At 70.7% G+C, this 24,283-nt stretch carries 27 protein-coding genes and 1 riboswitch; of the genes, 12 read left to right on the top strand and 15 right to left on the bottom strand.

Annotated features, from left to right (window positions below):
* Positions 1-20: 20 nt before the first annotated feature.
* Together GA0115234_RS08905 and GA0115234_RS08900 are read left to right on the top strand one after the other, a co-directional pair.
* Positions 21-695: a response regulator transcription factor gene (locus GA0115234_RS08905; RefSeq protein ID WP_256088686.1), complete on the top strand. Its 675-nt coding sequence runs from the start codon at positions 21-23 to the stop codon at positions 693-695.
* A 16-nt stretch (positions 696-711) separates the two neighbouring features.
* On the top strand, positions 712-2,085 hold the full coding sequence (locus GA0115234_RS08900) for an ATP-binding protein (RefSeq protein WP_343335937.1): 1,374 nt from the start codon (positions 712-714) through the stop codon (positions 2,083-2,085).
* Here GA0115234_RS08900 and GA0115234_RS08895 read toward each other — a convergent pair.
* From GA0115234_RS08895 to GA0115234_RS08885, 3 genes are all read right to left on the bottom strand, one after another.
* On the bottom strand, positions 2,066-2,911 hold the full coding sequence (locus GA0115234_RS08895; protein ID WP_093540327.1) for a COG4705 family protein: 846 nt from the start codon (positions 2,909-2,911) through the stop codon (positions 2,066-2,068). The two genes, GA0115234_RS08900 and GA0115234_RS08895, sit on opposite strands and share 20 nt — an antisense overlap.
* A 263-nt stretch (positions 2,912-3,174) precedes the next feature.
* The gene (locus tag GA0115234_RS43305; protein WP_093540326.1) at positions 3,175-3,408 is read right to left on the bottom strand and encodes a hypothetical protein; all 234 of its coding nucleotides are present in this window, start codon (positions 3,406-3,408) and stop codon (positions 3,175-3,177) included.
* Positions 3,398-3,646, bottom strand: coding sequence for a hypothetical protein (locus tag GA0115234_RS08885; protein ID WP_202553506.1), 249 nt, complete (start codon positions 3,644-3,646; stop codon positions 3,398-3,400). The genes GA0115234_RS43305 and GA0115234_RS08885 overlap by 11 nt, the downstream gene beginning before the upstream one ends.
* Before the next feature lie 114 nt (positions 3,647-3,760).
* Here GA0115234_RS08885 and GA0115234_RS08880 point away from each other — a divergent pair, with 114 nt between their 5' ends.
* Both GA0115234_RS08880 and GA0115234_RS08875 read left to right on the top strand, forming a co-directional pair.
* Positions 3,761-4,603, top strand: coding sequence for a helix-turn-helix domain-containing protein (locus tag GA0115234_RS08880; RefSeq protein WP_093540325.1), 843 nt, complete (start codon positions 3,761-3,763; stop codon positions 4,601-4,603).
* Positions 4,584-4,850 carry a DUF397 domain-containing protein gene (locus GA0115234_RS08875; RefSeq protein ID WP_093540324.1) on the top strand — a complete coding sequence of 89 codons (267 nt, stop codon included), beginning with the start codon at positions 4,584-4,586 and terminating at the stop codon, positions 4,848-4,850. The genes GA0115234_RS08880 and GA0115234_RS08875 overlap by 20 nt, the downstream gene beginning before the upstream one ends.
* On the opposite strand, the gene GA0115234_RS08870 is transcribed toward GA0115234_RS08875, so the two are convergent.
* Positions 4,837-5,175, bottom strand: coding sequence for a winged helix-turn-helix domain-containing protein (locus GA0115234_RS08870; RefSeq protein WP_093540323.1), 339 nt, complete (start codon positions 5,173-5,175; stop codon positions 4,837-4,839). The genes GA0115234_RS08875 and GA0115234_RS08870 overlap by 14 nt on opposite strands.
* A complete protein-coding gene (locus GA0115234_RS08865; RefSeq protein WP_141718409.1) occupies positions 5,172-5,714 on the bottom strand; it encodes a hypothetical protein in 543 nt (180 codons plus the stop codon). Before GA0115234_RS08865 ends, GA0115234_RS08870 begins: the two co-directional genes overlap by 4 nt.
* A gap of 239 nt (positions 5,715-5,953) precedes the next feature.
* Between GA0115234_RS08865 and GA0115234_RS08860 the strand changes: the two genes are divergently transcribed.
* Positions 5,954-7,564 carry an adenosine deaminase family protein gene (locus GA0115234_RS08860; RefSeq protein WP_256088685.1) on the top strand — a complete coding sequence of 537 codons (1,611 nt, stop codon included), beginning with the start codon at positions 5,954-5,956 and terminating at the stop codon, positions 7,562-7,564.
* 68 nt (positions 7,565-7,632) lie between these two features.
* Here GA0115234_RS08860 and GA0115234_RS08855 read toward each other — a convergent pair whose 3' ends face one another.
* Positions 7,633-8,232 carry a TetR/AcrR family transcriptional regulator gene (locus tag GA0115234_RS08855; protein ID WP_093540320.1) on the bottom strand — a complete coding sequence of 200 codons (600 nt, stop codon included), beginning with the start codon at positions 8,230-8,232 and terminating at the stop codon, positions 7,633-7,635.
* A gap of 112 nt (positions 8,233-8,344) precedes the next feature.
* Here GA0115234_RS08855 and GA0115234_RS08850 point away from each other — a divergent pair, with 112 nt between their 5' ends.
* Positions 8,345-9,535 (top strand): cytochrome P450, encoded by a 1,191-nt coding sequence (locus GA0115234_RS08850; protein WP_093540319.1) that lies wholly within the window; start codon positions 8,345-8,347, stop codon positions 9,533-9,535.
* Positions 9,536-9,540: 5 nt separating this feature from the next.
* Positions 9,541-9,759 carry a ferredoxin gene (locus GA0115234_RS08845; RefSeq protein WP_329871032.1) on the top strand — a complete coding sequence of 73 codons (219 nt, stop codon included), beginning with the start codon at positions 9,541-9,543 and terminating at the stop codon, positions 9,757-9,759.
* A 103-nt stretch (positions 9,760-9,862) separates the two neighbouring features.
* Here the strand turns inward: GA0115234_RS08845 and GA0115234_RS08840 are convergent, their stop codons facing one another.
* The gene (locus GA0115234_RS08840) at positions 9,863-10,579 is read right to left on the bottom strand and encodes a DUF4232 domain-containing protein (RefSeq protein WP_093540317.1); all 717 of its coding nucleotides are present in this window, start codon (positions 10,577-10,579) and stop codon (positions 9,863-9,865) included.
* Positions 10,580-10,789: 210 nt separating this feature from the next.
* Positions 10,790-11,257, bottom strand: coding sequence for a hypothetical protein (locus GA0115234_RS08835; protein ID WP_141718408.1), 468 nt, complete (start codon positions 11,255-11,257; stop codon positions 10,790-10,792).
* Positions 11,258-11,697: 440 nt separating this feature from the next.
* Here GA0115234_RS08835 and GA0115234_RS08830 point away from each other — a divergent pair, with 440 nt between their 5' ends.
* The 3 genes from GA0115234_RS08830 (at position 11,698) to GA0115234_RS42255 (ending at position 14,362) form a co-directional block, all read left to right on the top strand.
* On the top strand, positions 11,698-12,597 hold the full coding sequence (locus GA0115234_RS08830) for a hypothetical protein (RefSeq protein ID WP_093540315.1): 900 nt from the start codon (positions 11,698-11,700) through the stop codon (positions 12,595-12,597).
* A gap of 173 nt (positions 12,598-12,770) precedes the next feature.
* Positions 12,771-14,012 (top strand): esterase/lipase family protein, encoded by a 1,242-nt coding sequence (locus tag GA0115234_RS08825; protein ID WP_093540314.1) that lies wholly within the window; start codon positions 12,771-12,773, stop codon positions 14,010-14,012.
* A gap of 179 nt (positions 14,013-14,191) precedes the next feature.
* Positions 14,192-14,362 carry a hypothetical protein gene (locus GA0115234_RS42255; protein WP_176729115.1) on the top strand — a complete coding sequence of 57 codons (171 nt, stop codon included), beginning with the start codon at positions 14,192-14,194 and terminating at the stop codon, positions 14,360-14,362.
* A 163-nt stretch (positions 14,363-14,525) separates the two neighbouring features.
* Here GA0115234_RS42255 and groL read toward each other — a convergent pair whose 3' ends face one another.
* The 4 genes from groL to thrC form a co-directional block, all read right to left on the bottom strand.
* Positions 14,526-16,148, bottom strand: coding sequence for a chaperonin GroEL (groL, locus tag GA0115234_RS08820; RefSeq protein ID WP_093540313.1), 1,623 nt, complete (start codon positions 16,146-16,148; stop codon positions 14,526-14,528).
* A gap of 382 nt (positions 16,149-16,530) precedes the next feature.
* On the bottom strand, positions 16,531-16,737 hold the full coding sequence (locus GA0115234_RS08815; RefSeq protein WP_003967346.1) for a cold-shock protein: 207 nt from the start codon (positions 16,735-16,737) through the stop codon (positions 16,531-16,533).
* Between the two features lie 421 nt (positions 16,738-17,158).
* Positions 17,159-17,437 carry a MoaD/ThiS family protein gene (locus GA0115234_RS08810; RefSeq protein ID WP_072487929.1) on the bottom strand — a complete coding sequence of 93 codons (279 nt, stop codon included), beginning with the start codon at positions 17,435-17,437 and terminating at the stop codon, positions 17,159-17,161.
* A 30-nt stretch (positions 17,438-17,467) separates the two neighbouring features.
* Positions 17,468-18,790, bottom strand: a complete 1,323-nt coding sequence (gene thrC / locus GA0115234_RS08805; protein ID WP_093540312.1) for a threonine synthase — start codon at positions 18,788-18,790, stop codon at positions 17,468-17,470.
* A gap of 17 nt (positions 18,791-18,807) precedes the next feature.
* Positions 18,808-18,934, bottom strand: a riboswitch (SAM riboswitch).
* Between the two features lie 153 nt (positions 18,935-19,087).
* Between thrC and GA0115234_RS08800 the strand changes: the two genes are divergently transcribed.
* Together GA0115234_RS08800 and GA0115234_RS08795 are read left to right on the top strand one after the other, a co-directional pair.
* Positions 19,088-20,044 (top strand): glucosyl-3-phosphoglycerate synthase, encoded by a 957-nt coding sequence (locus GA0115234_RS08800; protein WP_093540311.1) that lies wholly within the window; start codon positions 19,088-19,090, stop codon positions 20,042-20,044.
* A gap of 54 nt (positions 20,045-20,098) precedes the next feature.
* A complete protein-coding gene (locus GA0115234_RS08795; RefSeq protein WP_093540310.1) occupies positions 20,099-21,514 on the top strand; it encodes an alpha,alpha-trehalose-phosphate synthase (UDP-forming) in 1,416 nt (471 codons plus the stop codon).
* Between the two features lie 65 nt (positions 21,515-21,579).
* Here the strand turns inward: GA0115234_RS08795 and otsB are convergent, their stop codons facing one another.
* The 3 genes from otsB to GA0115234_RS08780 all read right to left on the bottom strand — a co-directional run bounded on the left by otsB (position 21,580) and on the right by GA0115234_RS08780 (position 24,225).
* Positions 21,580-22,458 carry a trehalose-phosphatase gene (gene otsB, locus GA0115234_RS08790; protein ID WP_093540309.1) on the bottom strand — a complete coding sequence of 293 codons (879 nt, stop codon included), beginning with the start codon at positions 22,456-22,458 and terminating at the stop codon, positions 21,580-21,582.
* Positions 22,459-22,588: 130 nt separating this feature from the next.
* Positions 22,589-22,846 (bottom strand): DUF3263 domain-containing protein, encoded by a 258-nt coding sequence (locus tag GA0115234_RS08785; RefSeq protein ID WP_093540308.1) that lies wholly within the window; start codon positions 22,844-22,846, stop codon positions 22,589-22,591.
* Between the two features lie 92 nt (positions 22,847-22,938).
* Positions 22,939-24,225, bottom strand: coding sequence for an ABC transporter substrate-binding protein (locus GA0115234_RS08780; RefSeq protein ID WP_093540307.1), 1,287 nt, complete (start codon positions 24,223-24,225; stop codon positions 22,939-22,941).
* Positions 24,226-24,283 lie beyond the last annotated feature (58 nt).

The raw sequence follows: 24,283 nt of genomic DNA, 5'->3' as shown, positions 1-24,283 counted from the left end.
GCCCGCGTCATACTGGCCCGGTGACCGCAGCACGCATTCTCGTCGTCGAGGACGACCACGGCCTGCGCGACGTCCTGGCCCGTGGCCTGCGCGACGAGGACTTCGACGTCGTGACCGCCGCCGACGGCGCCGCCGCGCTGAAGGCGGTCGACGGGTCGGTGCACGCGGTCGTGCTCGATGTGGGGCTGCCGGATTCGGACGGGCGCGATGTGTGCCAGGCGATGCGCGGTGCGGGCTTCACCGTTCCGGTGATCTTCCTGACGGCCCACGGCAATCTCACCGACCGGCTCTCCGGCTTCGCCTCCGGCGGCGACGACTACCTGGTCAAGCCGTTCCACCTCAGCGAGCTCGCGGCCCGCGTCCGCGCGGTCCTGAACCGCACCGGGCACCAGGGCAGCACCCTCGCCGACGGCGCGGGCACGATGCGGCTGGACCCGGTACGGCACGAGCTGACGGTCCACGACCGCCCCGTGACCCTGACCCCGACCGAATTCCGTCTGCTGGCATGCCTGATGGCGGACCCCGGCGCCGTGGTGCGCCGCCGGGCTCTGCTGCGGGCGGGCTGGCCGGAGGGGGCGCAGGTCAGCGACAACACGCTGGACCAGTACCTGGCCCGTCTGCGCCGCAAGCTCCGGGAGTCGGACAGCCCCCAGGGCATCGGCACGGTCCGGGGCGTCGGCTACCGCTTCGGCTGATACCTCATTGGGAGCCGTGATCCGCCACCTCACCCCCCGGACCCTCCGCGGCCGCCTCGCCCTGATGGCCCTCGCCACCGGCGCGCTGTGGATCGGCGTCCTGACCACCGTCTTCAACCTGGCCCTGAACCAGCGGCTGCACGGCCAGGCCGACGATGTCCTGCGCACCCGCGCCGAGGCCGTGGCGGCGACGGTGGACGTACGTCCGGACGGCCGGCTCGTCGTCCGGGAACCGGCCGAGGACCAGGCCCTGGACACCGGAGTCTGGATCTTCCAGGGCACCACTGTCGTCGAGAAACCCCCCACCTCACCCCCCGGCCCGGCGGCGCAGGCGGCCCGGCTCGCCGGGCGCCCCGAGACCTTCGCCGACGCCGGGGGCCCCGGCTCGTGGCGGCTGTACGCCTACCCCCTCGACGCCCCCGCCCGGCAGGGGCACCCGCCCGTCCGGGTCGGTACCGTCGTCAGCTCCGTGAGCCTGAACCCCTACCGCAGCACGGCGGGCACCGCCCTGGTCGGCTCGATCGCCCTGGCCGTGCTCCTGCTCGCCACCGTCTGGCTCCTGACCCGCCTCGTCGTACGGCGGGCCCTGCGCCCGGTGACCGCGATGAGCGAGCAGGCCGCCCGGTGGAGCGCCGCGGGCGCCCCGGAACGGTTCGGCGCCGAAGGCAGGCCCGCCGAGCTCGCCGCGTTCGCCACCAGCCTGGACGCACTGCTGGACCGGCTGGCCGCGGTCCTGCGCCACGAGCAGCAGCAGGCCGCCGAGCTCTCCCACGAACTGCGCACCCCGCTCGCCAGGATCACCGCCGAGACCGACTGGCTCATCGGACGGCCACGCAGCGCGGAACAGCAGGAGACCTCCCTGGCGGCCATCGCGGGCGCCGCCTCGACCATGCAGCAGATCTGCGACTCGCTGCTCTCGGAGGTCCGTACCCGCAACGCGCAGACCCCCGGCCGGTGCCGCTTCCCCGGCATCGCGCACCGCCTGGCACGGCGCCACACGGCCCAGTTTCCCGATGCCCCGCCCGTGACCGTCGTGGCGCAGGACGCCCCCGAGGTGGGCATCGGTGTCTCGGAGGATGTCGTCGAACGCATCCTGACGCCACTCCTGGACAACGCCCGCCGTTACGCGACCCGGTCGGTCACCCTCTCCTGCGCACCGGGCGCGGGCGGGATCACGCTGTTCGTCTCCGACGACGGCCCCGGCGTCCCACCGGACTTCGTCGCCTCGCTCTTCGAACCCGGCCGCCGTGCCCGCCCCGAGGACGGACACGACGGCGCGGGGCTCGGTCTGGCCCTGGCCCGCCGACTGGCCAGGGCCGCGGGCGGCGACATCGCACTGGACACCACCGCCCCCGGCGCGCGTTTCGCGGTCACCCTTCCTGCGGGCTGACCTGCCGCGCGCCGGCCGTCTCCAGGGGGGCGTCCTCCGCCACATCGCGCCGGGTCCGGGTCAGGAAGACGACCAGGCCGAGGATGACGACGAGGAACAGGATGCTGGTGCCGACCGTGCCCAGTCCGAGACCGCCGTCCGCGGTCGGCTGCGAAAGGTAGTCGCCCAGCGAGGCACCGAGCGGCCGGGTCAGGACGTACGCGATCCAGAACGACCACACCGCGTTGAAGTCGAGTGCGCGGTGGGCGAGGGCGACGGCCGCGATCAGCGCCGCGAACACGACCGCGGAGAGCCAGTACCCCAGATTCAGTTTCTCCGCCGTCAGGTCGCCGGCGGATGTGCCCAGGGCGAACGTGAACAGGATCGCCAGCCAGTAGAACGCCTCGCGCCGCGTCGTCCGGATCGAGTGGATCGACAGCGTCCGCTCGCTCGCGTACCAGGCGAAGAACGTGACGGCGAGCGCCACCGCGAACACCACGGTCGTGGTCTGGAGCGGTACGCCGAGGTTGTCGGTCAGGTTGTCACTGATCAGCGTGCCGACCACGCTGATCAGGACCACGGACAGCCAGTAGAGACCTGGTACGTAGGAACGCGCCCGGAACTGCAGGACCAGGGTGCCGACCAGCAGCGCACCCATCAGGTACGAGGTGTTGGTCAGCCCCATGCCCAGATTGTCGTTGAGCAGATCGGCCGCGGTCTCGCCCACGGTGGTGCACAGCACCTTGATGACCCAGAAGTAGAGGGTCACTTCCGGGACCTTGTTCAGCGTCTGCCGCGCCCGGGAGCGGCTGCCGGGCGCGTACGCGTTCGTCATGTCGGTCGTCATGGAACGGCACGCTGGCAGGGGCTCCCTGAAATTTTCCTGACTGCGCTCCACGACCCTGCCCCCGTGGATCGTCTCGACGAGGCCGGCAGCCCCTCCTGCCCGGCCTCATCCCCTGCCCCCGGACCTCGGCTCCCGTACCCGAGGTCCGCACTCCGTGACCAAGGCGGAACGGGCCTCATCGGCCCGCTCGAAGGGCGGCACCCTCCCAGGGCGTCGCCCTTCCGTACATCCGCCGCCGGATCACACGCGGCGTTCCCACACCTTCACGGCAGCCTCCCCTCCCTGTTGACCTCCCGGACCCTGGCCCGCAGCACCTCCCCCAGTGGAGCCGGGCGCACCGACTCCGGCGGGCATTCCCACTCCGGCCCGCCCCCCGGCGCCCGCAACTGCACGTACGGCCCGACGTTCCCCATCACGCGCCCAACCCGGCCGTCCCGGGTGTCCACCGCGAACGACCCCGGCTCGGGCGTACGCGGCTCAAGGCCCTCACCCGTCATGACCGGCCGACCTCTGCGCCTCCAGCACCACGCTCAACCGCAGCGCCGTGTCGAGGTTGCACCGTCCGAGGTCGACCAGCGGCGACACCGGATCGTTCCCCGCGCATGTCACCGGGTCGATCCGCAGCGACGGCAGCGTGATCCCGACACCCGAGAAACTCTCCTTCAGCCGCGTCACCGCGTCCTCTGCTGCCCGCACTCTGCCCTCCGTCATCCTGCGCCGTTCCTTGATCGTCATGATCCATCCCTTTCCACGCTGAGTAATGACAATGCATACCCAGCGTGTCCAACGCGTCGCTAACCTGGAAGAGGCGCAGAACCAACAACCGCACATGTGTCACAGGGAGTTGTCATGCCGGGTCCCAAGAAGCTCGACCCCTCCTCCTCACCGCGTGCCCTGCTCGGGGCAGAACTCCGCCACCGCAGACAGGGCGCGGGTCTCTCGCAGGAGGCGCTGGGGGACCCTCTGTTCGTGAGCGGTTCCTTCATCGGGCAGTTGGAATCCGGTACGCGCCGGATGCAGTTGGACCAGGCCGAGAAGCTGGACGAGATCCTGGGATCCGGCGGGTTCTTCGTACGTCACTGCGCCGCCCTGAAGAAGTCGAAGTACCCGAATCACTTCGCCGAAGCTGCGGAGGCGGAGGCTCTCGCCAAGGTGATCAAGCAGTACGCACCCCAGCTCATTCCGGGGCTGCTCCAGACCGAGGCGTACGCACGAGAGGTGTTCCGGGCGTATCAGCCGACGGGCACGGAAGACGTCATCAACGAACTGCTCACGGCGCGGCTCGAACGCGCGCAGCTTCTGAGCGATCCAACAACCCCACTGGTCTGGGTGGTGCTGGACGAGGCCGTACTGCGTCGAAAGATCGGCGGACCTGCGGTCATGGGCGAGGCTCTTAGCCACGTGGCGAAGCTGGCGCGTGGGCACCGGATCATCGTGCAGGTACTGCCGGACAGTGCGGGCGCACACGCGGCCATGAGCGGCATGGTGAAGCTGATGTCGTTCGACGCCGCCCCCACGCTCGCCTACTTCGAAGTACTGGGAAGCGGATGGCTGGAGGACGATCCGGCAACGGTCGCCCGCTGCGAGCTGTCGTACGATCTCGTCGCGGCCAGCGCCCTGTCACCGGAGGCGTCCCTGGCACTCATCGAGTCGATGGCAGAGGACTACGCCCATGAAGCTCAACAGCCCTGACTACGAATTCTCCACCGCGGCTTGGCACAAGTCCTCTTACAGTGGCGGCGAGGGCGGCAACTGCCTCGAAAACGCGACCTGGCGGAAGTCCACGTACAGCGACGGCAGCGGCGGCGACTGCCTCGAAGTCGCCGATGGTCACCCCGGAATCGTCCCCGTGCGCGACTCCAAGGTGGCCGAGGGCCCGACGCTCGTGTTCCGGGCCGCCGCCTGGACGTCGTTCGTCGCGGACCTCAAGAACGACTAGTCTCCGCGCCCGACCTCCGGGCCGTGGCGGCGATGCCCTGGAGCGCCGCGACATGCAGCGCCAGGGCCTCCCGCCCGGCAGGGGTGAGCGACAGCCAGGTCCGGGGGCGCTTGCCGACGTAGCCCTTGCGGACGGCGAGGTATCCGATCGCCTCCAGAGCCGAGGCGATCTTGCTGAGCATCGAGTCGGACACCTGGCAGCCACCGCGCACGGCGGCGAACTCCGCCTCGTCGCACGCCGAGAGGAAGGCGACGACCGCCAGCCGGGTGGGGTGGTTGATCGCCGCGTCGATCGCGGGCCCGCCCGCCTCGGAGGTGGCGGTCATCCGGTCACCTGGAGCTTCTGCCTGATCGACGCGTTCCGCGCGATGAACACCGTCCAGACGCCCAGCCCCAGGACCACGAACACCGCCACCTTGCTGGTGGCCTGATCGGCCCCGAACGCCTGGGACAGTCCATACGTCGCACCGCCCGCGACAAGCAGGGCCAGGAGCGGGACCCCTCCCCGGCGCAGCCGCGCGGACCAGGGCCGCGTCACCCGCACTCCGGAGCTGCGCCTGACGACGTCGACGAGCGCCACCAGCACGGCCAGGGCCGCGAGCGCGACCAGCAGGGACAGGAACACCGCCCAGCCGCGCCGCTCCTGGGCCCAGGCGTCGACGAGGGCCGGAACGATCAGGGCCGCGGCCGCCACAGGGCCGTACCAGGCGGGAGTCAGCCCGGCCGTGAGACGGGCCCGCTCCCTGGCCGCGTCTATGCCGTGCAGAGCCTCGGCCGCGGAGTCGGCGGACACGGCTGTGTCGCCCGGACGGGTGGGGGTGTTCTCCTGCGGCGCCATCACGTCTCCCGGACCTGCTCTGCTCATCACTGCCTGAACGATCTGCCCCTCATCCTGGCATGTACTTTCCTGAAAGGAAAGTAGTTTCCCTCTCGCAGGGAGGTCGGGAAAGGTGGCGGCCTCAACTACCGCACCTAGCAGCGAGATTGACGCGCACCTCGAAAAACGACGGGAAGAAGGGCGGGAATAGCTCGATTGGGTGGAGGTTTCAGGCCATACATGCGGTTTGGATGAGAAATGACGCCCTCGAACGCAATCATTCGGCGGTGATCTCAACATTTCGGACGGCACGCCGTCCCAAGTCGCTGCGCGCGGCCGGTTTCGGCGCACTCGCCGTACTCACCCTGCTTCCGGCCATTCCGGCCGCCGCCGCCCCGGCGAGCGAGCCGGCGCCCCGGCCCACCGCCCACGCACTGCCCCGGCCCGTCACCCCCGCCGAGGCCAGGACCTCCGCGCACCTCGCCGCGCTGCAGGGCAGGCCGGCCAAGCTGAAAGCGTTCTTCAAGGCGCTACCCAAGGGCGGCGACCTCCACAACCACCTGTCGGGTGCGGTCACCACCGAATACCTGATCAAGCTCGCGGCCGAGGAAGGGCTGTGCATCGACGCGACGGACACCGCCGTGGCGCCGCCGTGCGGGCCGGGCACACGGCCCGCGAGCGACGCACGGCACGACGCCGCGTTCCGGCAGCGGATCGTCCGGGCCTGGTCCATGCAGGACTTCCCGGCCGACCAGTCCGGGCACGACCACTTCTTCGACACGTTCGGCAAGTTCGGCATGGCCACCTGGTACACCCGCGGCAAGATGCTCGCGAATGTGGCCAACACCGTGGCCGAGCAGAACCAGTTCTACCTGGAGACCATGGTCACCCCCGCGTCGGACAGCAGTAAGGCGCTCGCCGACAAGGTGGGCTACGACGCCGACCTTGCCGCCCTCCACCGCAAGCTCGTGGCCGGCGGGCAGCTCGACCGGGTGGTGGACGAGGCGATCAAGGAAGCCGACGACGCCGACGTACAGTTCCGGGCCGCCGCGCACTGCGACACCGCCCGCCCCGACCCGGGCTGCAGGCTCCCCGTCCGGTGGATCTCCCAGGTCTCCCGGGGCAGCTCCCCGGTGCGGGTGTTCACTCAGATGGAGGTCGGCCTGCGGCTGGCCGAGCGCGACCCGAGGTTCGTCGCGACCAACCTCGTACAGCCCGAGGACGGCGAGAGCGCGCTGGCCAACTACAGCCTCCAGATGCGGATGCTGAAGTACCTGCGCGGCCAGTACCCGGGCGCCCACCTCACGCTGCACGCCGGTGAGCTGGCACCCGGCCTGGTCAAGCCCGAGGACCTGACCTTCCACATCCGCGAGGCGGTGCTCGTCGCCGGGGCCGAGCGCATCGGCCACGGCGTGGACCTGGTCCACGAGAACGACTGGCGCCAGCTGGCCCGGACGATGGCCCGGCGCCATGTGGCCGTCGAGGTGCCGTTCTCCAGCAACAAGCAGATCCTCGGGATCTCGGGCGCCGCCCACCCGTTCAACGCCTACCGCAGCTACGGCGTCCCGATCGTCCTGGCCACCGACGACCCGGGCGTCTCGCGCATCGACATCAGCCACGAGTACCAGTACGCGTCGAAGACGTACGGCCTCGGCTACGTCGAGCTGAAGGACCTGGCCCGCGCCTCGCTGGAGTACGCCTTCCGCGCCGGCCGCAGCCTGTGGGCCACCGGCTCCGCCCCGTCCGGCTACCGTCCGGTGGCCGCCTGCCAGGGCAACGTGCCAGGCACCGACCGCCCGAGCGCGCGCTGCGCCCGCTACCTCGCCGCCAACCCGAAGGCGGCGACCGAGTGGCGCCAGGAGACGGCCTTCGCCGCCTTCGAACGCGCCAACCGCTGAACCACCACCGACCAGGCCGGGCCCGGGGCTCAACCCCGGGCCCGGCCCCGTCTTCACCAGGGCCTGCCCTACACCTCGCCGTCGCCCGGCTCCGCCGCCCACAGATGGCCGAGCGTGCCGAGGACGAGACGGCAGACCTCGTCCGGCTCGGCCCCGGCCAGCGGCTCGCGCGCGACGACCGTGCGCATCAGACCGATCCCCAGCAGCCAGGCCATGGCGAGATCCGCCCGCAGCGCACCGTCCGGGGCACCGGAGAGCCCGGCCAGCGCGCTCTGGTACTCCTCCCCCAGATCCCGCAGGGTTCCGGCCGCCTCGTCGCCCCGCCCGACCGAGCGCAGATAGACCTCCAGGGAACGGTCCTCCGTCCCCTCCGCGCTCCGGGTCAGCATCGAACGCAGGGCGGTCTCGAAAAGCTCCTCGGGCGGCGTCGACCGCACCTGCTCCAGGCCGCCCAGCGCGACGACTTCCGTCAGCAAACCCCGTTTCGAGCCGAAATACCGGAACAGCAGGGCCTGGTTGACCCCGGCCCGCGCCGCGATGCTCCGGACCGTCGCCCCCTCGTAGCCCCGCTCCGCGAACAGGTCACGGGCCGCCTCCAGCAAGCGGCGGCGGGTGGCCGAGGCGTCCCTGCGGCGCTCTTCGGACGGCGGGACGGAACCGGGTTCCATGGTGGCATTCCTCTCGGACGGCCCGTCAGGATAACGGCCGTAAAGCGTCGTTGACTGGCCGTGAAAGGCGCTCCTACCGTTGTAAGCAGCTGCTTACATCCGGGAGGACGCAGTGACGACCGCAGATATCGCACCCCTTGCCTACCCCTTCAACACCCCCGACGGACTCCAGCTCTCCGATGCCTACGAGCGCGTCCGCGACCAATCGGGCCTCTTGAGGGTCCAGCTGCCGTACGGGGAACCGGCCTGGCTGGTCACCCGCTATGCCGATGCCCGGCTGGTCCTCGGTGACCAGCGCTTCAGCCGGGCGGCGGCCGCCTCGCACGACGAGCCCCGCCAGTCCGAGGGGCAGCGCGACGGCGGGATCCTCGGCATGGACCCGCCGGACCACACCCGGCTGCGCTCCCTGGTCGCCAAGGCGTTCACCGTCCGCCAGGTCGAGAAGCTGCGCCCCCAGGTCCGGGAGCTGACCGCCGCCCTGCTCGACGAGATGGAGACGGCCGGGCCGCCCGCCGACCTGGTCGACCTGTTCGCGCTGCCGCTGCCGGTCGCCGTGATCTGCCGGATGCTGGGCGTGCCCACCGAGGACCGGCCGCGGTTCCGCGTGTGGAGCGACGACGCGCTGTCGACCAGTTCGCTCACCGCCGAGGAGTTCGACGCGAGCCGCGCCGAACTGCGCGCCTACATGGCCGGGTTGATCGACCAGCACCGCCAGGCGCCGCAGGACGACCTGATGACGGCGCTCATCGAGGCCCGCGACGACGGCGACCGGCTCTCGGAGCTCGAACTCATCGATCTCTGCGTGGGCATCCTGGTCGCGGGGCACGAGACCACCGCGTCCCAGATCCCCAACTTCGTCCTCACCCTCCTCGACCACCCGGACCAGCTGGCCAGGCTCAGGGCCGAGCCGGAGCTCGTACCGAACGCCGTGGAGGAGCTGCTCCGCTTCGTGCCCCTGGGCAGCGGCGCCGGTCAGCCCCGGTACGCCACCGAGGACATCGAGGTCGGCGGGACGCTCGTCCGCGCGGGCAGCCCGGTCCTGGTCGCCGTGGGCGCCGCCAACCGCGACGCCCTGCGGTTCAGTGCCCCGGGCGTGCTCGACATCGCCCGCGAGGGCAACCAGCACCTCGGATTCGGCCACGGGGTCCACCACTGCCTGGGCGCCCCGCTGGCCCGGCTGGAGCTCCAGGAGGCGCTGTCCGCCCTCATCACCCGCTTCCCGGAGCTGCGCCTGGCGGGCGATGTGACCTGGAAGTCCGAGATGCTGGTGCGCGGGCCGCGCGTCATGCCGGTGGAGTGGTGAGCGCCGTGGCCTGGAACGTACGCGTCGACGCCCAGCTCTGCCAGGGTTCGGGGATGTGCGCCGGAACGGTCCCGGAGGTGTTCGCCCTGGACGGCGAGCGCGCCCGTGCGCGGGCCGAGGGGATCGAGCCGGACGAACGGGTCCTGGACGCGGCCGACATCTGCCCGGCGCTCGCGATCACCGTGCACGACGGGGACTCCGTCATCGGCCCCCGCCGCGACTGACCATCCCCCACGGGACCGGAAACCGCCCCGTCCCCGGAAGCATCGTTCCGGGGACGGGGCGGTTCACTGGTTTCCGCGAGCGGCTCAGCCGGACGCGGGCGGCTCAGCCGAAGGGGACGGCGTCCGCCGGGGAGGCGTGCCAGTTGGTGACGACCGGCTTGTCGACCGTGATGGTGCCGACCTTCAGGGAGACCGGGTCGGGGTCGCCGTCGCCCACGGCGACGATGATGCTGTCCAGTTCCTTGCCGCCGTCCGCGTTGCCGGACTTCGGGTTCACCCCTGCGTAGGCGGTGGTGCTCCCGCTCAGCGTGATCGGGTCGCCCGCGGACTGCTCCGCGGGGCCCGCCTCGGTGCCGTCGGAACCGAACGCCACGGTCGGGAGATCGCCCGGCAGGACGCAGGTGATGCCCGGCTTCGCCTTCGCGGTGATCAGGATGTAGCCGCCGGCCTGGGTCTCGGACCTGGTGCTCCAGGAGATGTCGTTGGCACCGCAGACCTGTCCGACCTGCTCCCGCTTGCCGTTGCCGGTGTCGGCCCCGGAGCCGTCCCGGCCCCCGGCCGCCTTGCCCGCCGTACCGGACCCCTGGTCGGCGGCCTTGTCGGCACCGCTACCGGCGCCCTTGTCGGCGGCCTTGCCCGCGCCCTGGCTGCTGCCCGCGTCCGACGAGCCGGACGCGCCACCGGCCGATGTGGCGGACGAGGAAGCCTGCGCGGAACCGTCGCCCAGGGCGGCGTCCGTGTCCTGGCACGCCGTCATCAGCAGGGCCCCGCCCACGAGGGCAGCGGAGACGAGGAAGGACTTGCGACGGTTGCCGGACATGGAATCCCCTTGGTGATCAGTGGTTGAGACCGGAGCGGCATCGGCTTCTCCGTGCTCGCTCGATCACTATGCGGGGGCCGCGAGCCGCAGGGCCATGGGCGTCTCGGTTCCAGGACGACGCTGTCGCAGGCCGGTGACATGATCACGAAGCGGAGACCGGGGCCGGGACCGTCCGGCGGCGGCCCCGGCCCCGCCCGCACCTCGAAGGCCCTAGCCGACGCGCACCAGGTCCCACTCGCGCTCGCCCTCACCGGCCAGCGTCGCCCGGTCCCCGCGCGAGGTGAGCGTGCCGATGCTCGCCAGGCCCTTGAGGCTCAGGGCGACCCGCTCGCCACTGGACGGGCCGTTGACCAGCCAACGGTCCGGAGCGTTGCCGCACTCGCTCTCGGCCACGGCGGGCGGGAAGATCTTCAGCGGCGACAGCCCCAGGCACCGGCTTTCGTCGTTCGCCTCGCGGAACAGCACGGAGCCGTCCGGCAGGTTGACCACGCGCCAGGCGGACTCCTGGCCGCAGTCGCCGAGTTGCCCGCCGAGAGCGCCTCCTCCGGCGTTCAGACACGTACCGCTCTCGGCGTCCTGGATCAGGTAGTAGCCGTTGCCGACGGCCTGGGAGGGGGTGGCGAGCGCCAGGACCGCGACGGCGGAAGCGGCCAAAGACACGATGGATCGGATACGCACGGGACTCCTCGTACGAGTTGAGTGGAGGGACGTTCGGGCCCGACCGGCCCGGCACCCAAGATCACAGGGGCCCGCCGCCCTCTTCCCCTTTCCCGCATCGCGCCCCACCGGTCCACCCCACCAGCAGGGGCGCATTCGGAGTGCACCCAGCGCATTCGGATCGCCGCGCACGCCCCCTCCCACCAGGAGTGTTCCGCCCGGAGCTCAAGCCACGAAGTCCGAGCGCTCTTTCCGAGGAACGGGAGGCGGGCCACTTCCCACCCACCCACCCCGAGCCGCGAGTTGACGGTTCGTGACCGACTTGCCACGGATGGTGGCGACGCTCTAGCGTGCCGAAAGCAGGACGACGCAAGCAGAACAACGTAAAACGCAGAACGGCCCCCGCCGGTGGTGGAACACCAGACAGGGGCCTGACCACTTCGATCGTCAGGAGCGATCTAATGGCTGACAGCCAGCTTAGTGCTGCCCCGCGTGTGCCGCACGTACCTCCGACCGCACCGCCGCCCCCGCACCCGATGGCCAACCCGGGTTACGGCAAGCGCGCCGCGTCCGGCCAACTGCCGCGTACCGAACGCGATTTCGCGCACCTTCCGCCGCGCGAGGCATCCATCGCCGCGTACATCGACCGGCTGCCCGAGGGCGCCGACATCTCCGTGAAGACGCTGGCCAAGGTGCTCCCGTACGGGCAGTGCGCGCTGCGTACCGCCCTCAACCGGCTCCAGGACGCCGGGCACCTGCGGCGCGGCAGCGAGTGCGTCGCCAACGACGAGGTGCTGCTCTGGGTGACCCGGACGTTCTTCTCCCGGACCGCGCGGGACGACGCGTGGTGGGCCGCCTTCACCCGGGGCGACGTACCACCCGAGCGGCCGCACCGCCCCACCCGTTCCCGCGCGTTCACGCTCCTGGCCGCGCTCGGGCGCACCGCACCCTCGCTCACCCTGTCGGCGGCGGACTGCGCGGCGCTCGAACCGCAGGTCGGCGAGTGGTTCGAGCGCGGGGCCACGGAGGCGGAGCTGCTGCACGCCCTCACCGCCGGGCTCCCCACACCCGTCCACCACGCGCCGTCCCTCATCGGCAGGCGGCTCACCGACAAGATGCCACCCGAACGAGTCACTCCGCCGCAACAGCGCGCGGTGTTGCGCACCCTCGAATGCAGCGAATGCCGCTCGCCGGGCAGCGCGGAGGCCCTGATCGGCGGCCGGTGCAGGCCGTGCCGGGGCGAACCGGCCGCCGCACCCGCCGGGCCCTGCGGAGCCGTACCGGCGAACGGCGTGCGCGAGCGGATGAACGACGTACGGGCCGGGCTGGCCCGGCGGCCCGTACGGCCGAGGGCGCGCTGACCTGTCACGGCGGGACACGGCGGGACTCCGCGGTGCGCGGCGGGACGCCACGCCCGGTGTCTGAAACCGGCTCCCACCTGGGGGTGGTTTGAACCACTTCTCCTGGCTGATGGCTACGTTGCGTGTTCCTCTTGGCGCGCATCGCTATCAACTGTCCCAAAGGGGAACGAACCATGTCCGAACCGTCCCACGAGCAGATCGTCTCCGAGCTCCGCGACAAGCCACCCATCGTCCTGTCCCCCGGCCCCCGTCTGGATGCCCAGCGGCCCAGCTCCCTCCCGCTGCCGCCCAGCACCGTATGGGATCTGCCGGGCGGCACCGCCTGGGTCTACTACGGCGAGGGGAACACCGGTCTCGTACGGCCGGTCATCTTCGCCGACGGCTTCAGCATGGGGCCGAGCGAGCTGGAATTCTCCTGGGAGATCATGGAGTTCGGCGACTACGCGCTCATCAGCGAGCTGCGCCGCCGGGGCCGTGACGTCATCCTTCTCGGCTACCACGAGCGCAGTGCGTCGATTCTGGACAACTCCCGCACCGCGCAGGCCGCGATCATGCGGGCCATCGAGGAACGGCAGGGCGACACACCCCTGGCAGTCGGCGGGTTCAGCATGGGCGGGCTCGTCACCCGGCATGCGCTGGCCAAGATGGAGGTCGAGAGCATCGACCACCAGACGGCGCTGTACTTCTCGTACGACAGCCCGCACCGGGGCGCCTGGATCCCGATCGCGCTCCAGGCGTTCGCGCACTACATCAAGGACCTCGACAGCCGGTTCTCCGACCAGATCAACAGCCCGGCCGCCCAGCAGCTGCTGTGGCGGCACATCGAGAAGTGGGACGCCACCCCGGACCGGAGCGACTTGCGTGCCGCGTTCCTCGCCGAGATGGAAGCCGTCGGCCGATGGCCGCGCCGGCCCCGGCTGATCGGTGTCTCCAACGGCACGGACAACGGCATCGGCACCGATGTGCGGGCGGGCGAACTGGCCCTGGAGGGCAAGGGCCTGTCGGTCCTGGGGACCAAGCTCTACACCCAGGCGCCGGGCCCCGACGAGCTCGTCGCGAAGCTCCGGGTGGTGACGCTGAAGGCCAACGAGGGCCGTACGAACGGGCTTCCGTCGATCGACGGCGCCCCCGGCGGATCGCTGGAGGGCTTCGGCATCCTCGCCGACGGGCTCAACGCCCTGAGCCCGTTGCTCGGCTTCAAGACCGACGTACGTATCCGGTCGCACTGCTTCGTGCCCGCGGTCAGCGCGGTCGACATCCGCGGCCTGGACACGGACGAGGAGCTCTACGCGGACATCTCCGCGCTCCCGGAGGAGGACAGCGGGCTCGACGAGTTCAAGCTCGCCTCCCGGAACGAGGGCCACGCCCTCGTCACCGAGGAGCTCTGCACCTGGCTGCTCGACCGCCTGCCGTAGGGCCGCAGGGCCGTACGTCGCGGTGTCCGGCACCCCGTCTCATACCGGGGAGCCAGCCGGTCCCGCATACCCGGGAGCCAGACGGCCCCGACGCTTTGGGGACTGCGGTATCACGCGCTCACGATGCTCCGGCGGGCATCGTGGGCGCGTCCACCGCACGCCTCGGGGGGAGCCCTCACGTGACCGTTGTCCCGCACGACCAGAGCCGCAGCCTCAACCGCCGCCAGTTGCTCATCACCGGGCTGGCGGCCTCGGCGCTCCTGGCCACGAGCGCACTGCCGTCCCCCGGCAGCAGCCGTCGTCGTGGGCGGCGTTCCGGGCGGACACCCGCGACCGGAAGGCCGATGTGACGCCGACCGGTGGCTGCGCGGGCGCGACGACCACCTGCCGGACGGGCCCTCGTGGCGCTTCCCGGAGATGGTGCTCGCGCGGTGAAACACCTCGGCCCCCTGGACCGGCTGGTCCAGGGGGCCGAAGCGACAGAGCTGTACAGGAACTACCGATCCGTCAGGATCAGAAGTCCATGTCACCGCCCGGCATGCCGCCCGGAGCAGCCGCGGAGGCCTTCTCCGGCTTGTCGGCGATGACGGCCTCGGTGGTGAGGAACAGCGCGGCGATGGACGCGGCGTTCTGCAGGGCGGAACGCGTGACCTTCGCCGGGTCGAGGATGCCCTCGGCGATCATGTCGACGTACTCGCCGGTCGCGGCGTTCAGACCGTGGCCGACGGCCAGGTTGCGCACCTTCTCGACGACGACGCCACCCTCAAGACCACCGTTGACGGCGATCTGCTTGAGCGGGGCCTCCAGCGCCAGCTTGACGGCGTTGGCGCCGGTCGCCTCGTCACCCGAGAGCTCCAGCTTCTCGAAGACGGCCGAGGCCTGGAGCAGAGCCACGCCACCACCGGCGACGATGCCCTCCTCGACGGCGGCCTTGGCGTTGCGCACCGCGTCCTCGATGCGGTGCTTGCGCTCCTTGAGCTCGACCTCGGTCGCGGCACCGGCCTTGATGACGGCCACGCCGCCGGCCAGCTTCGCGAGGCGCTCCTGGAGCTTCTCGCGGTCGTAGTCCGAGTCGGAGTTCTCGATCTCGGCGCGGATCTGGTTGACGCGGCCCTGGACCTGGTCGCTGTCACCGGCACCGTCGACGATCGTCGTCTCGTCCTTGGTGATGACGACCTTGCGGGCGCGGCCGAGCAGGTCGAGACCGGCGTTCTCCAGCTTGAGGCCGACCTCCTCGGAGATGACGGTGCCACCGGTGAGGATGGCGATGTCGCCGAGCATGGCCTTGCGGCGGTCACCGAAGCCCGGGGCCTTGACGGCGACGGACTTGAAGGTGCCACGGATCTTGTTGACGACCAGGGTCGACAGGGCCTCGCCCTCGACGTCCTCGGCGATGATCAGCAGCGGCTTGCCGGACTGCATGACCTTCTCCAGCAGCGGAAGGAGGTCCTTCACGTTGCTGACCTTGGAGTTGACGATCAGGATGTACGGGTCGTCCAGGGACGACTCCATGCGCTCCATGTCGGTGGCGAAGTACGCCGAGATGTAGCCCTTGTCGAAGCGCATACCCTCGGTGAGCTCCAGCTCCAGACCGAAGGTCTGGGACTCCTCGACGGTGATGACGCCTTCCTTGCCGACCTTGTCCATGGCCTCGGCGATGAGCTCGCCGATCTGGGTGTCGGCGGCGGAGATGGAGGCCGTCGAAGCGATCTGCTCCTTGGTCTCCACGTCCTTGGCCTGCTCCAGGAGGGCGGCGGAGACGGCCTCGACGGCCTTCTCGATGCCCCGCTTGAGCGCCATCGGGTTGGCACCCGCGGCGACGTTGCGCAGACCCTCGCGGACGAGAGCCTGGGCGAGAACGGTGGCGGTGGTCGTACCGTCGCCGGCGACGTCGTCCGTCTTCTTGGCGACCTCCTTGACCAGCTCCGCACCGATCTTCTCGTACGGGTCCTCCAGCTCGATCTCCTTGGCGATGGAGACACCATCGTTGGTGATCGTGGGGGCGCCCCACTTCTTCTCAAGGACGACGTTGCGACCCTTGGGGCCAAGGGTGACCTTGACGGCGTCGGCGAGCTGGTTCATGCCGCGCTCGAGACCGCGCCGGGCCTCCTCGTCGAACGCGATGATCTTGGCCATGTGAAGTGGTCCTCCCGGACAGGGGTGGATTTCTCCGGACCGAGTGGCGCCCGCGACGGACGGCCTGCGTGACCGGTGGTTCCTTGCCCCACCGACCCTGCGGGCCTCACCGGCCCGGTCCAAGTTCTGTCACTCTCACCTGGAGAGTGCTAACGCCAATGATTAGCACTCGACCCCCGAGAGTGCAAGCGTCCCCCTCGGGATGTGGACACCGCGCCGGAGCACCCGGGGCGCCGCGCCGGAGCCTCCGGGGCGCCGCGCCGGGGCGTGCCGGGGGCTCGGGCGCGGCGCGCACGGCACGCGCAGGACGCACTGAGGGCCCGTACCCCCGGGGGTACGGGCCCTCAGTGCGTGAGTGGTGTCGTTGGCCGACCGCTCGAACTCAGCCGACGGCGAGCTTGACCATGTCCGCCTGCGGCCCCTTCTGGCCCTGCGAGATCTCGAATTCAACTCGCTGACCCTCTTCGAGGGTGCGGTACCCGTCCATCTGGATCGCGCTGTAGTGGACGAAAACATCCGCACCACCGTCGACCGCGATGAAGCCGTACCCCTTCTCCGCGTTGAACCACTTGACGGTGCCCTGAGCCATGCCTAACTCCCCTATTACTGGCCCTTGCGCAGGACCGCACTTCGCGGACCCGGGTCAGAACTCACCCTCCGACAGGAGAGGGTGTGTGCGCCGGAACGCGTCGACCGCGGCTGAATGTATCTGCCCAACTGCCCTCTGCAACAGGTCAATCGGACGAGAATTCTCGGCAGAACCGAACGCCCGGATATGCGGAATTCACATGAATCCTGGGCAAGTCGGGCCGGACAAAGGCGACTTATGCCTCAAGGAGATCGCGCACTTTGGCTGCATCTTGTCGTGGCCGGGCGCATTCTCGTATGCGGGCGGCATGGGCAGCTGGGGGGACTTCCCACACTCTACCGCGCTCAACCATGCAGAATTGCCCCCTCCGTTTCAAACACGGAGGGGGCAATTCGATAACGCGGTGCGGTCGGACGGGGCGTCAGCAGCCGCCGGCCACGGCCGGGATGATCGAGATCCCGGCGCCGTCCGGCGTCGCCGTCTCCAGGCCGCCCTCGAAGCGCACGTCGTCGTCGTTGACGTACACGTTCACGAAGCGGCGCAGCTTGCCCTGGTCGTCCAGGACGCGGGCGGCGATGCCCGGGTGGTTCTGCTCCAGGGACTCGATGACCTGGGAGAGGGTCGAGCCCTCGGCCGGGACCTCGGCCTGGCCGCCCGTGTAGGTGCGGAGGATGGTGGGGATGCGGACCTTGACGCTCATGGTGGGTGCCCTTCCTGGTGTCTCGGGTGGTCAGCTGGTGGCGAGGCCGGCGGCGCGGAACGCGTCCAGGCTGGGACGGATCGTCGCGGTCGCCTGCGAGGTCTCGGCCACCGCGTCGAGGGTCTTGAGGCCGTCACCCGTGTTGAGCACGACGGTGGTCAGCGACGGGTCGATCAGACCGGCCTCGATGAGCTTCTTCGTCACGCCGACCGTCACACCGCCCGCCGTCTCGGCGAAGATGCCCTCGGTGCGCGCCAGCAGCTTGATCGCGTCGACGACCTGCTCGTCGTTCACGTCCTCCACCGCGCCGCCGGTGCGGCGGGCGATGTCCAGGACGTACGGGCCGTCGGCCGGGTTGCCGATGGCCAGGGACTTGGCGATCGTGTTCGGCTTCTGCGGCCGGACGACGTCGTGGCCGCCCTTGTACGCGACCGAGACCGGCGAGCAGCCCTCGGCCTGGGCGCCGAAGAGCTTGTACGGCTTGTCCTCGACGAGGCCGAGCTTGATCAGCTCCTGGAGGCCCTTGTCGATCTTGGTGAACTGCGAGCCGGACGCGATCGGGATGACCAGCTGGTCCGGGAGCCGCCAGCCGAGCTGCTCGCAGATCTCGTACGCCAGGGTCTTGGAGCCCTCGCCGTAGTACGGACGCAGGTTGACGTTGACGAAGCCCCAGCCCTCGCCGAGCGGGTCGCCGATGAGCTCGGAGCAGAAGCGGTTGACGTCGTCGTAGTTGCCCTCGATGCCGACCAGCTCACCGCCGTACACCGCGGCCATGACGACCTTGCCCTGCTCCAGGTCGTGCGGGATGAACACGCAGGAGCGGAAACCGGCGCGGGCCGCGGCGGCGCCGACGGCACCGGCGAGGTTGCCGGTGGAGGAGCAGGACAGGGTGGTGAAGCCGAAGGCGCGGGCGGCCTCGATGGCCTGGGCGACGACGCGGTCCTTGAAGGAGTGCGTGGGGTTGCCGGAGTCGTCCTTGACGAACAGCTTGCCCTGTTCGACACCGAGCTCACGGGCGAGATTGTCGGCCTGGACGAGCTTGGTCCAGCCGGGGTTGAGATTGGGCTTCTCGGCGACATCGGCGGGGACCGGCAGCAGCGGCGCGTAGCGCCAGATGTTGGCCGGACCGGCCTCGATGCGCTTCCTCAGCTCTTCGGGGGAGCCGCTCGGCAGGTCGTACGCCACTTCGAGCGGCCCGAAACAGGACGCGCAGGCGAAAATGGGTCCGAGTTCAAAACGCTCGCCGCACTCGCGGCAGGAAAGGCCCGAGGCGGGACCGAGGTCGACGGCTTCGGAGTCGGCGTCAACGTCGACGGAAGAATTGGTGCTTACTGCAACGGTCTGCGCAGCCATGGTGGCGAGGCCCTTTCTCCTCATCTTCCCCGCGGCGCGTTTCGCCACGAGACGGAATTGGCACCTTCCTCACCGGACCTCTCGGTCGGTGGGGGGGTTGCCGGGACTTCAACGGGCCGTTCCCTCAGTCCCTCTGGATGAGCGCTGTGGCACCGGATCTTCGATCCGGGCATTTATCGGCGGACGGACCCCGGCATGCGATGGTCGTCCGCGTTGTTCAAGACTGTAACCGAAGCACCGGACCGTTGAGATAGCCGTCCGAACCGCGAGATGGATCACATACAGGGAGTATCGACCGTGCTGGAAGAGGTCGAATGCTGGTTGACCAGGCGTTCCTGGTCGGCCGCCGACCGCCCGCTGGACCGCCTCCTGGCCGCCAGGGCCGCGGCCGGGGAAGCGGGTCGCGGGAGCGTCAGTGTCGTACTGCCCGCGCTGAACGAGGAGGCGACGGTCGGCGAGATCGTCGCGACGATCCGGCGTGAGCTGATGGAGAAGGTCCAGCTGGTCGACGAGCTCGTGGTGATCGATTCCGGGTCCACGGACGCCACCGCGCGGGTGGCCCGGGAGGCCGGTGCCCGGGTGGTGCACCGGGACGCGATACTCCCCCGGATCCCGGCCGTGCCCGGCAAGGGCGAGGTGCTGTGGCGCTCGCTCCTGGTGACCGGCGGCGACATCGTGTGCTTCATCGACGCCGACCTGAAGGACTTCTCGGCGGATTTCGTCTCCGGCATCGTGGGCCCGCTGCTGACCGATCCGGACGTGCAGTTCGTGAAGGCGATGTACGACCGCCCGTTCGGCGACACCACGGGCCAGGGCGGCCGGGTGACCGAGCTGGTGGCCCGCCCGCTGCTCAATCTGCACTGGCCGCGGCTGGCCGGCTTCGTCCAGCCGCTGGGCGGCGAGTACGCCGTACGCCGCTCGCTGCTCGAACGGCTGCCCTTCCCCGTCGGCTACGGAGTGGAGCTGGGTCTCCTGGTCGACGCGCTGCACACGGTGGGGCTGGACGCGCTGGCCCAGGTCGACGTCGGGGTGCGCAAGCACCGGCACCAGGACGGGCAGGCGCTCGGCCGGATGGCGGCGGCGATCTACCGGACCGCGCAACTAAGGCTGTCGCGGGGCCACTTGGTGCGCCCGGCGCTCACCCAGTTCGAGCGCGGCGCGAACGGCTTCGTCCCGCGCACCCATGCCGTGGACACCGAGGAGCGGCCCCCGATGTGCGAGATCGCGGAGTACGTTTCGCGCCGGGCGGCCTGACGTGGCCTGACTTCGCACGTTTGGGCGGTTCGTGATCGGGCTAGATTCCGCAACATGGTCTCCGCGCACGAAGCCCAGCCCCCTGCCCAGCCCCCCGTCCGGCCCTCCACCCAGGTCCTCGTCGCCTCCAACCGCGGCCCGGTGTCGTACACCCTGGGCACGGACGGATCGCTCGACGCGAAGCGGGGCGGCGGCGGTCTCGTCTCCGGTCTGAGCGCCGTCGACGACAAGCTCTGGGTGTGCGCCGCACTCGGTGACGGCGACCGGGAGGCGGTCCGGCGCGGGGTCGGCGAGCCGGGTGTGCGGATGCTCGACATCGACGCGGACGTGCACGCCGACGCGTACAACGGCATCGCGAACTCGGTGCTCTGGTTCGTCCACCACATGCTGTACCAGACGCCGCTGGAGCCGGTCTTCGACGCGGAGTTCCGGCGGCAGTGGGCATCGTTCGAGACCTACAACCGGGCCTTCGCCGAGGCGCTCGCCGAGGAGGCGGAGCAGGGCGCCGCGGTGCTGGTGCAGGACTACCACCTGGCGCTGGTGCCTGGCATGCTCCGCGAGCTCCGTCCCGATCTGCGCATCGGCCACTTCTCGCACACCCCGTGGGCACCCGTCGACTACTTCCGGCTGCTCCCCGACGACATCGCCGAACAGCTGCTGCACGGCATCCTGGGCGCGGACCGGGCGGCGTTCCTGACCCGGCGCTGGGCGGACGCGTTCATCGGCTGCTGCACCCAGATCCTGGGCGGCACCGGGCACACCAGGATCGGGGTGCACGGTCTCGGCGCGGACGCCGACTTCCTGCGCCGCCGGGCACACGAGGCGGACGTGGACGAGCGGATGGCGGCACTGCGCGAGCAGACCGGCCCCGGCCGGAGGACGATCGTACGGGTGGACCGAACGGAACTGTCCAAGAACATCGTGCGCGGGCTGCTCGCGTACCGCGCGCTCCTGGACGAGCGGCCCGAATGGCGCGAGCGGGTCGTCCATGTCGCCTTCGCGTACCCCTCCCGGCAGGACCTCGCGGTGTACCGCGACTACACGGCCGAGGTCCAGCGGGTCGCCGACGAGATCAACGCCGTGTACGGCACCGCGGGCTGGACGCCGGTCGTGCTGCACGTCAAGGACGACTTCGCCCGCTCGCTCGCCGCGTACCGGCTGGCCGACGTGGCGCTCGTCAACCCGATCCGCGACGGCATGAACCTGGTCGCGAAGGAGATCCCGGTCGTCTCCGACCACGGCTGCGCGCTGGTGCTGTCGCGGGAGGCGGGGGCGTACGAGGAGCTGGGCAGCGACGCGGTGGTGGTGAACCCGTACGACGTCTCCGCGACGGCGGCGGCGCTGCACGAGGCGCTGACGATGGCGGACGACGAGCGGGCCGCGCGCACCGAGCGCCTGGCCGCGGCGGCGGTCGCGCTGCCGCCGCAGCAGTGGTTCCTGGACCAGCTGGACGCGCTGCGGCGGGACTGAGCCCCAGGGCCTGCCCGGCGGGTCAGGGCCGGACAGGCCCGGGAGGCTCCGGCGGGACCGAGGCCTCAGATCTGCCGGGCCAGCGCCGCCAGGAAGGCGACGACGTCGCCCGGTCCGGACAGCAGCAGATCGGCCCGCCCGGCCAGCTCGGGCACCTCCGCGCTGCCGCTGCAGACCAGCAGTCCGGGGATGCCGTCGGCACCCTCGGAGCGGAGCTTCTCCACCGCGGCGTACGCGGCGAGGTCGCCGAGGTCGTCGCCCGCGTACAGCACGGACTCGGCGTCCGTCTCCCGGAGGTACTGGGTGAGCGCCACGCCCTTGTCCATGCCCGGCGGGCGCAGCTCCAGGACCAGCCGGCCCGGTTCGACGATCAGCCCGTGCCGGGCGGCGAGTTCGCCGAGGGGGGCGCCCAACGCCTCGAACGCGGCCTGCGGGTCGGCGGCCCGGCGGGTGTGGACGGCGATCGCCCGGCCCTTCTCCTCTATCCAGGTGCCGTGCCACGAGCCGGAGCGGTCCAGCACGCCCGGGAGCTCGGCGCGGACGGCGGCGATGCCGGGGTGCGGGGCGGGGGCGTGGACGGTGCCGGACACGGCGTCCCAGCGCTCGGCGCCGTAGTGGCCGAGGACGACGAGGTGGTCGAGGCCCGGCACTCCGGCGAAGCCGCCTTGCCGCACCGCGACGCCGGCCGGGCGGCCGGTGATCACGGCGATGGAGGCCACCTTCGGGGCGAGCGCGACGAGGGCCGCGACGGCGCCGGGGTGGGCGCGGGCCTGCTCCGGGTCCGGGACGATGTCGGCGAGGGTGCCGTCGAAATCGAGCGCGATCACGGCATGGTCGGGGCGCGCGAGGATCGCGGCGAGGGCCTCTCGGCCGGCCGGGGTGGTGGGGTTCGGGAGCTCGGACGGGGTTTCGCTCGGTGTGGGTGCTTCGGGGTTGCTGCCCATGGGGGGAGCCTATAGCCGGGGCGGGGAGTTGGGGCGGTGCGGGCGTTTTCGGGGCGCTGCCGACCTCCGCTCCCCAGCACTCGCCGTAGGGGCCCGGTTCCGGTTCTGTCGGAGCGGCCCGGTCCCGGCCTCAGCGTCGTTCGCGTCGCGCGGCCCGCACCCGGCGCAGGCGGTTCACCGTCACCGGGTCCTCCTCCAGTGCGCGGCGGTCGTCCAGGAGCGCGTTCAGGAGCTGGTAGTAGCGCGTGGGCGAGATGCCCAGCTGTTCGCGGATCGCCCGTTCCTTCGCCCCGGGGCCGGTCCACGACTGGCGTTCGACGGCGAGCACGGCGCGATCCCTGTCGGAGAGGCCGTCCGGGTCGTCGGGGCCATGGATGGGGGCGGTCATATCAGCCAACATATCGCCCGCCCGGACCGCCGCCACCTGCCGGAGAGCCCCGGACAGGCGGCCGGCCCGCTGGTCCGCTCTCGCCCAGTCCGCTAGTCCGCTCTCGCCGCCGCGGCCGAATCGCGGGCGATCCGTCCCAGCACGCTCGCGGGGCTGCCGTTCGGCTCGACCGCCTTGCCGATGTTCTCCTTGATCGACTCGCTGGACCGGGCCCAGGACGTCTTGCCGTACGGATAGAACTGCGAGTCCGGCAGCGCGTCCAGGAACTTCCACAGCGGCTTGTACCTGGTGTCGGACTCCATGGCGGCGGAGGCGCTGTCGGTGACCGGGAGCAGGTCGTACTCGTCGGCGAAGTCGATGACGTTCCTGTCGGTGAACAGATAGTCGAAGAACTTGCCCAGCTGCACGCGGTGGCCGTTCTGCTTGAAGCCCATGATCCAGTCGGCCACACCCAGCGAGCTCCTGCCGGGGCCGTTGATGCCGGGCATCGGCACCATGCCGACGGAGACACCCTTGCGCTCGGCCTCCTGCATCAGTGTCGGGTGGCCGTTCAGCATGCCGACCCGGCCGTCGGTGAACGCGTCGAACGCCTTCTGGCGGTCGAGCTTCCCTGGGGCGGTGGGGCCGACGAGGCCCTTGTCGACCAGGTTGGTCTTCAGCCAGTCGAACGTCCTGACGTTCTCGGCCGAGTCGATCTCGTACGAGCCGCTGTCGTCGATGTAGCCACCGCCCCCGCCGAGCAGCCACATCATGGCCTCGGCCTGGGACTCCTCGGGACCGAGCGGCAGCGCGAAGGGGTAGGTCACACCGCGCTGTCCGAGCGCCGCCGCGTCGTCCCGGATGTCGTTCCAGGTCCGCGGGGCGTCGAGGCCCGCCTGCGCGAAGACCTTCTTGTTGTAGAAGAGCAGCCGGGTGCTGGCGACGAACGGCAGTCCGTACTGGGTGCTGTTCAGGCTGCCCGCCTCGGCGAGGGACGGCAGGAAGTTGGCCTGAGTGCGGATGGACACCATCTGGTCGGCCCGGTAGAGCTTGCCGGCCTTGGCGTAGTCGGCGTAGGAACCGATCTGGGCGATGTCGGGGGCCTGCCCCTTCTTCACCATCGCGGCGACCTCGCGGTCGATGTCCTTCCACGAATGGACCGTGACGTCGACCTTGATGCCGGGATGGCTCGCCTCGAAGCCCTTGACGAGTCCGTCCCAGAACTTCCGGGAGGTGTTGGCCGGGCCGGTGCCGTAGTCGGCCGCGACGAGCTTGAGGGTGACCTCCCCCGTACCGCCGGTGCCGCCGCCGCAGCCCGCCAGTGTCGCCGTCATGCCCAGCGCGGTCACGACCGCGGTCAGTACCCGGTAGCGCAGCTGCACAGCCCAGACCGTCCTCATCCATCGCGTCGTCCGAGCCGGCCACGCCGTCGTGGGCTCTCCGAACGGGGTGTGATCC

This window comes from Streptomyces sp. DvalAA-43 (assembly GCF_900091725.1).
Taxonomy (GTDB): domain Bacteria; phylum Actinomycetota; class Actinomycetes; order Streptomycetales; family Streptomycetaceae; genus Streptomyces; species Streptomyces pulveraceus.
Note: the sequence above shows the minus strand (reverse complement) of the source record. Positions and strands in the feature narration are given on the sequence as shown.

Excerpts from the sequence above, each read along its gene's own strand:
- GA0115234_RS08895 (WP_093540327.1), bottom strand. The coding sequence starts at position 2,911 with ATGACGACCGACATGACGAACGCGTACGCGCCCGGCAGCCGCTCCCGG.
- GA0115234_RS43305 (WP_093540326.1), bottom strand. The coding sequence starts at position 3,408 with ATGACGGGTGAGGGCCTTGAGCCGCGTACGCCCGAGCCGGGGTCGTTC.
- GA0115234_RS08885 (WP_202553506.1), bottom strand. The coding sequence starts at position 3,646 with ATGACGATCAAGGAACGGCGCAGGATGACGGAGGGCAGAGTGCGGGCA.
- GA0115234_RS08880 (WP_093540325.1), top strand. The coding sequence starts at position 3,761 with ATGCCGGGTCCCAAGAAGCTCGACCCCTCCTCCTCACCGCGTGCCCTG.
- GA0115234_RS08875 (WP_093540324.1), top strand. The coding sequence starts at position 4,584 with ATGAAGCTCAACAGCCCTGACTACGAATTCTCCACCGCGGCTTGGCAC.
- GA0115234_RS08870 (WP_093540323.1), bottom strand. The coding sequence starts at position 5,175 with ATGACCGCCACCTCCGAGGCGGGCGGGCCCGCGATCGACGCGGCGATC.
- GA0115234_RS08865 (WP_141718409.1), bottom strand. The coding sequence starts at position 5,714 with ATGAGCAGAGCAGGTCCGGGAGACGTGATGGCGCCGCAGGAGAACACC.
- GA0115234_RS08855 (WP_093540320.1), bottom strand. The coding sequence starts at position 8,232 with ATGGAACCCGGTTCCGTCCCGCCGTCCGAAGAGCGCCGCAGGGACGCC.
- GA0115234_RS08840 (WP_093540317.1), bottom strand. The coding sequence starts at position 10,579 with ATGTCCGGCAACCGTCGCAAGTCCTTCCTCGTCTCCGCTGCCCTCGTG.
- GA0115234_RS08830 (WP_093540315.1), top strand. The coding sequence starts at position 11,698 with ATGGCTGACAGCCAGCTTAGTGCTGCCCCGCGTGTGCCGCACGTACCT.
- GA0115234_RS08825 (WP_093540314.1), top strand. The coding sequence starts at position 12,771 with ATGTCCGAACCGTCCCACGAGCAGATCGTCTCCGAGCTCCGCGACAAG.
- groL (WP_093540313.1), bottom strand. The coding sequence starts at position 16,148 with ATGGCCAAGATCATCGCGTTCGACGAGGAGGCCCGGCGCGGTCTCGAG.
- GA0115234_RS08815 (WP_003967346.1), bottom strand. The coding sequence starts at position 16,737 with ATGGCTCAGGGCACCGTCAAGTGGTTCAACGCGGAGAAGGGGTACGGC.
- GA0115234_RS08810 (WP_072487929.1), bottom strand. The coding sequence starts at position 17,437 with ATGAGCGTCAAGGTCCGCATCCCCACCATCCTCCGCACCTACACGGGC.
- thrC (WP_093540312.1), bottom strand. The coding sequence starts at position 18,790 with ATGGCTGCGCAGACCGTTGCAGTAAGCACCAATTCTTCCGTCGACGTT.
- GA0115234_RS08795 (WP_093540310.1), top strand. The coding sequence starts at position 20,099 with ATGGTCTCCGCGCACGAAGCCCAGCCCCCTGCCCAGCCCCCCGTCCGG.
- otsB (WP_093540309.1), bottom strand. The coding sequence starts at position 22,458 with ATGGGCAGCAACCCCGAAGCACCCACACCGAGCGAAACCCCGTCCGAG.
- GA0115234_RS08785 (WP_093540308.1), bottom strand. The coding sequence starts at position 22,846 with ATGACCGCCCCCATCCATGGCCCCGACGACCCGGACGGCCTCTCCGAC.
- GA0115234_RS08780 (WP_093540307.1), bottom strand. The coding sequence starts at position 24,225 with ATGAGGACGGTCTGGGCTGTGCAGCTGCGCTACCGGGTACTGACCGCG.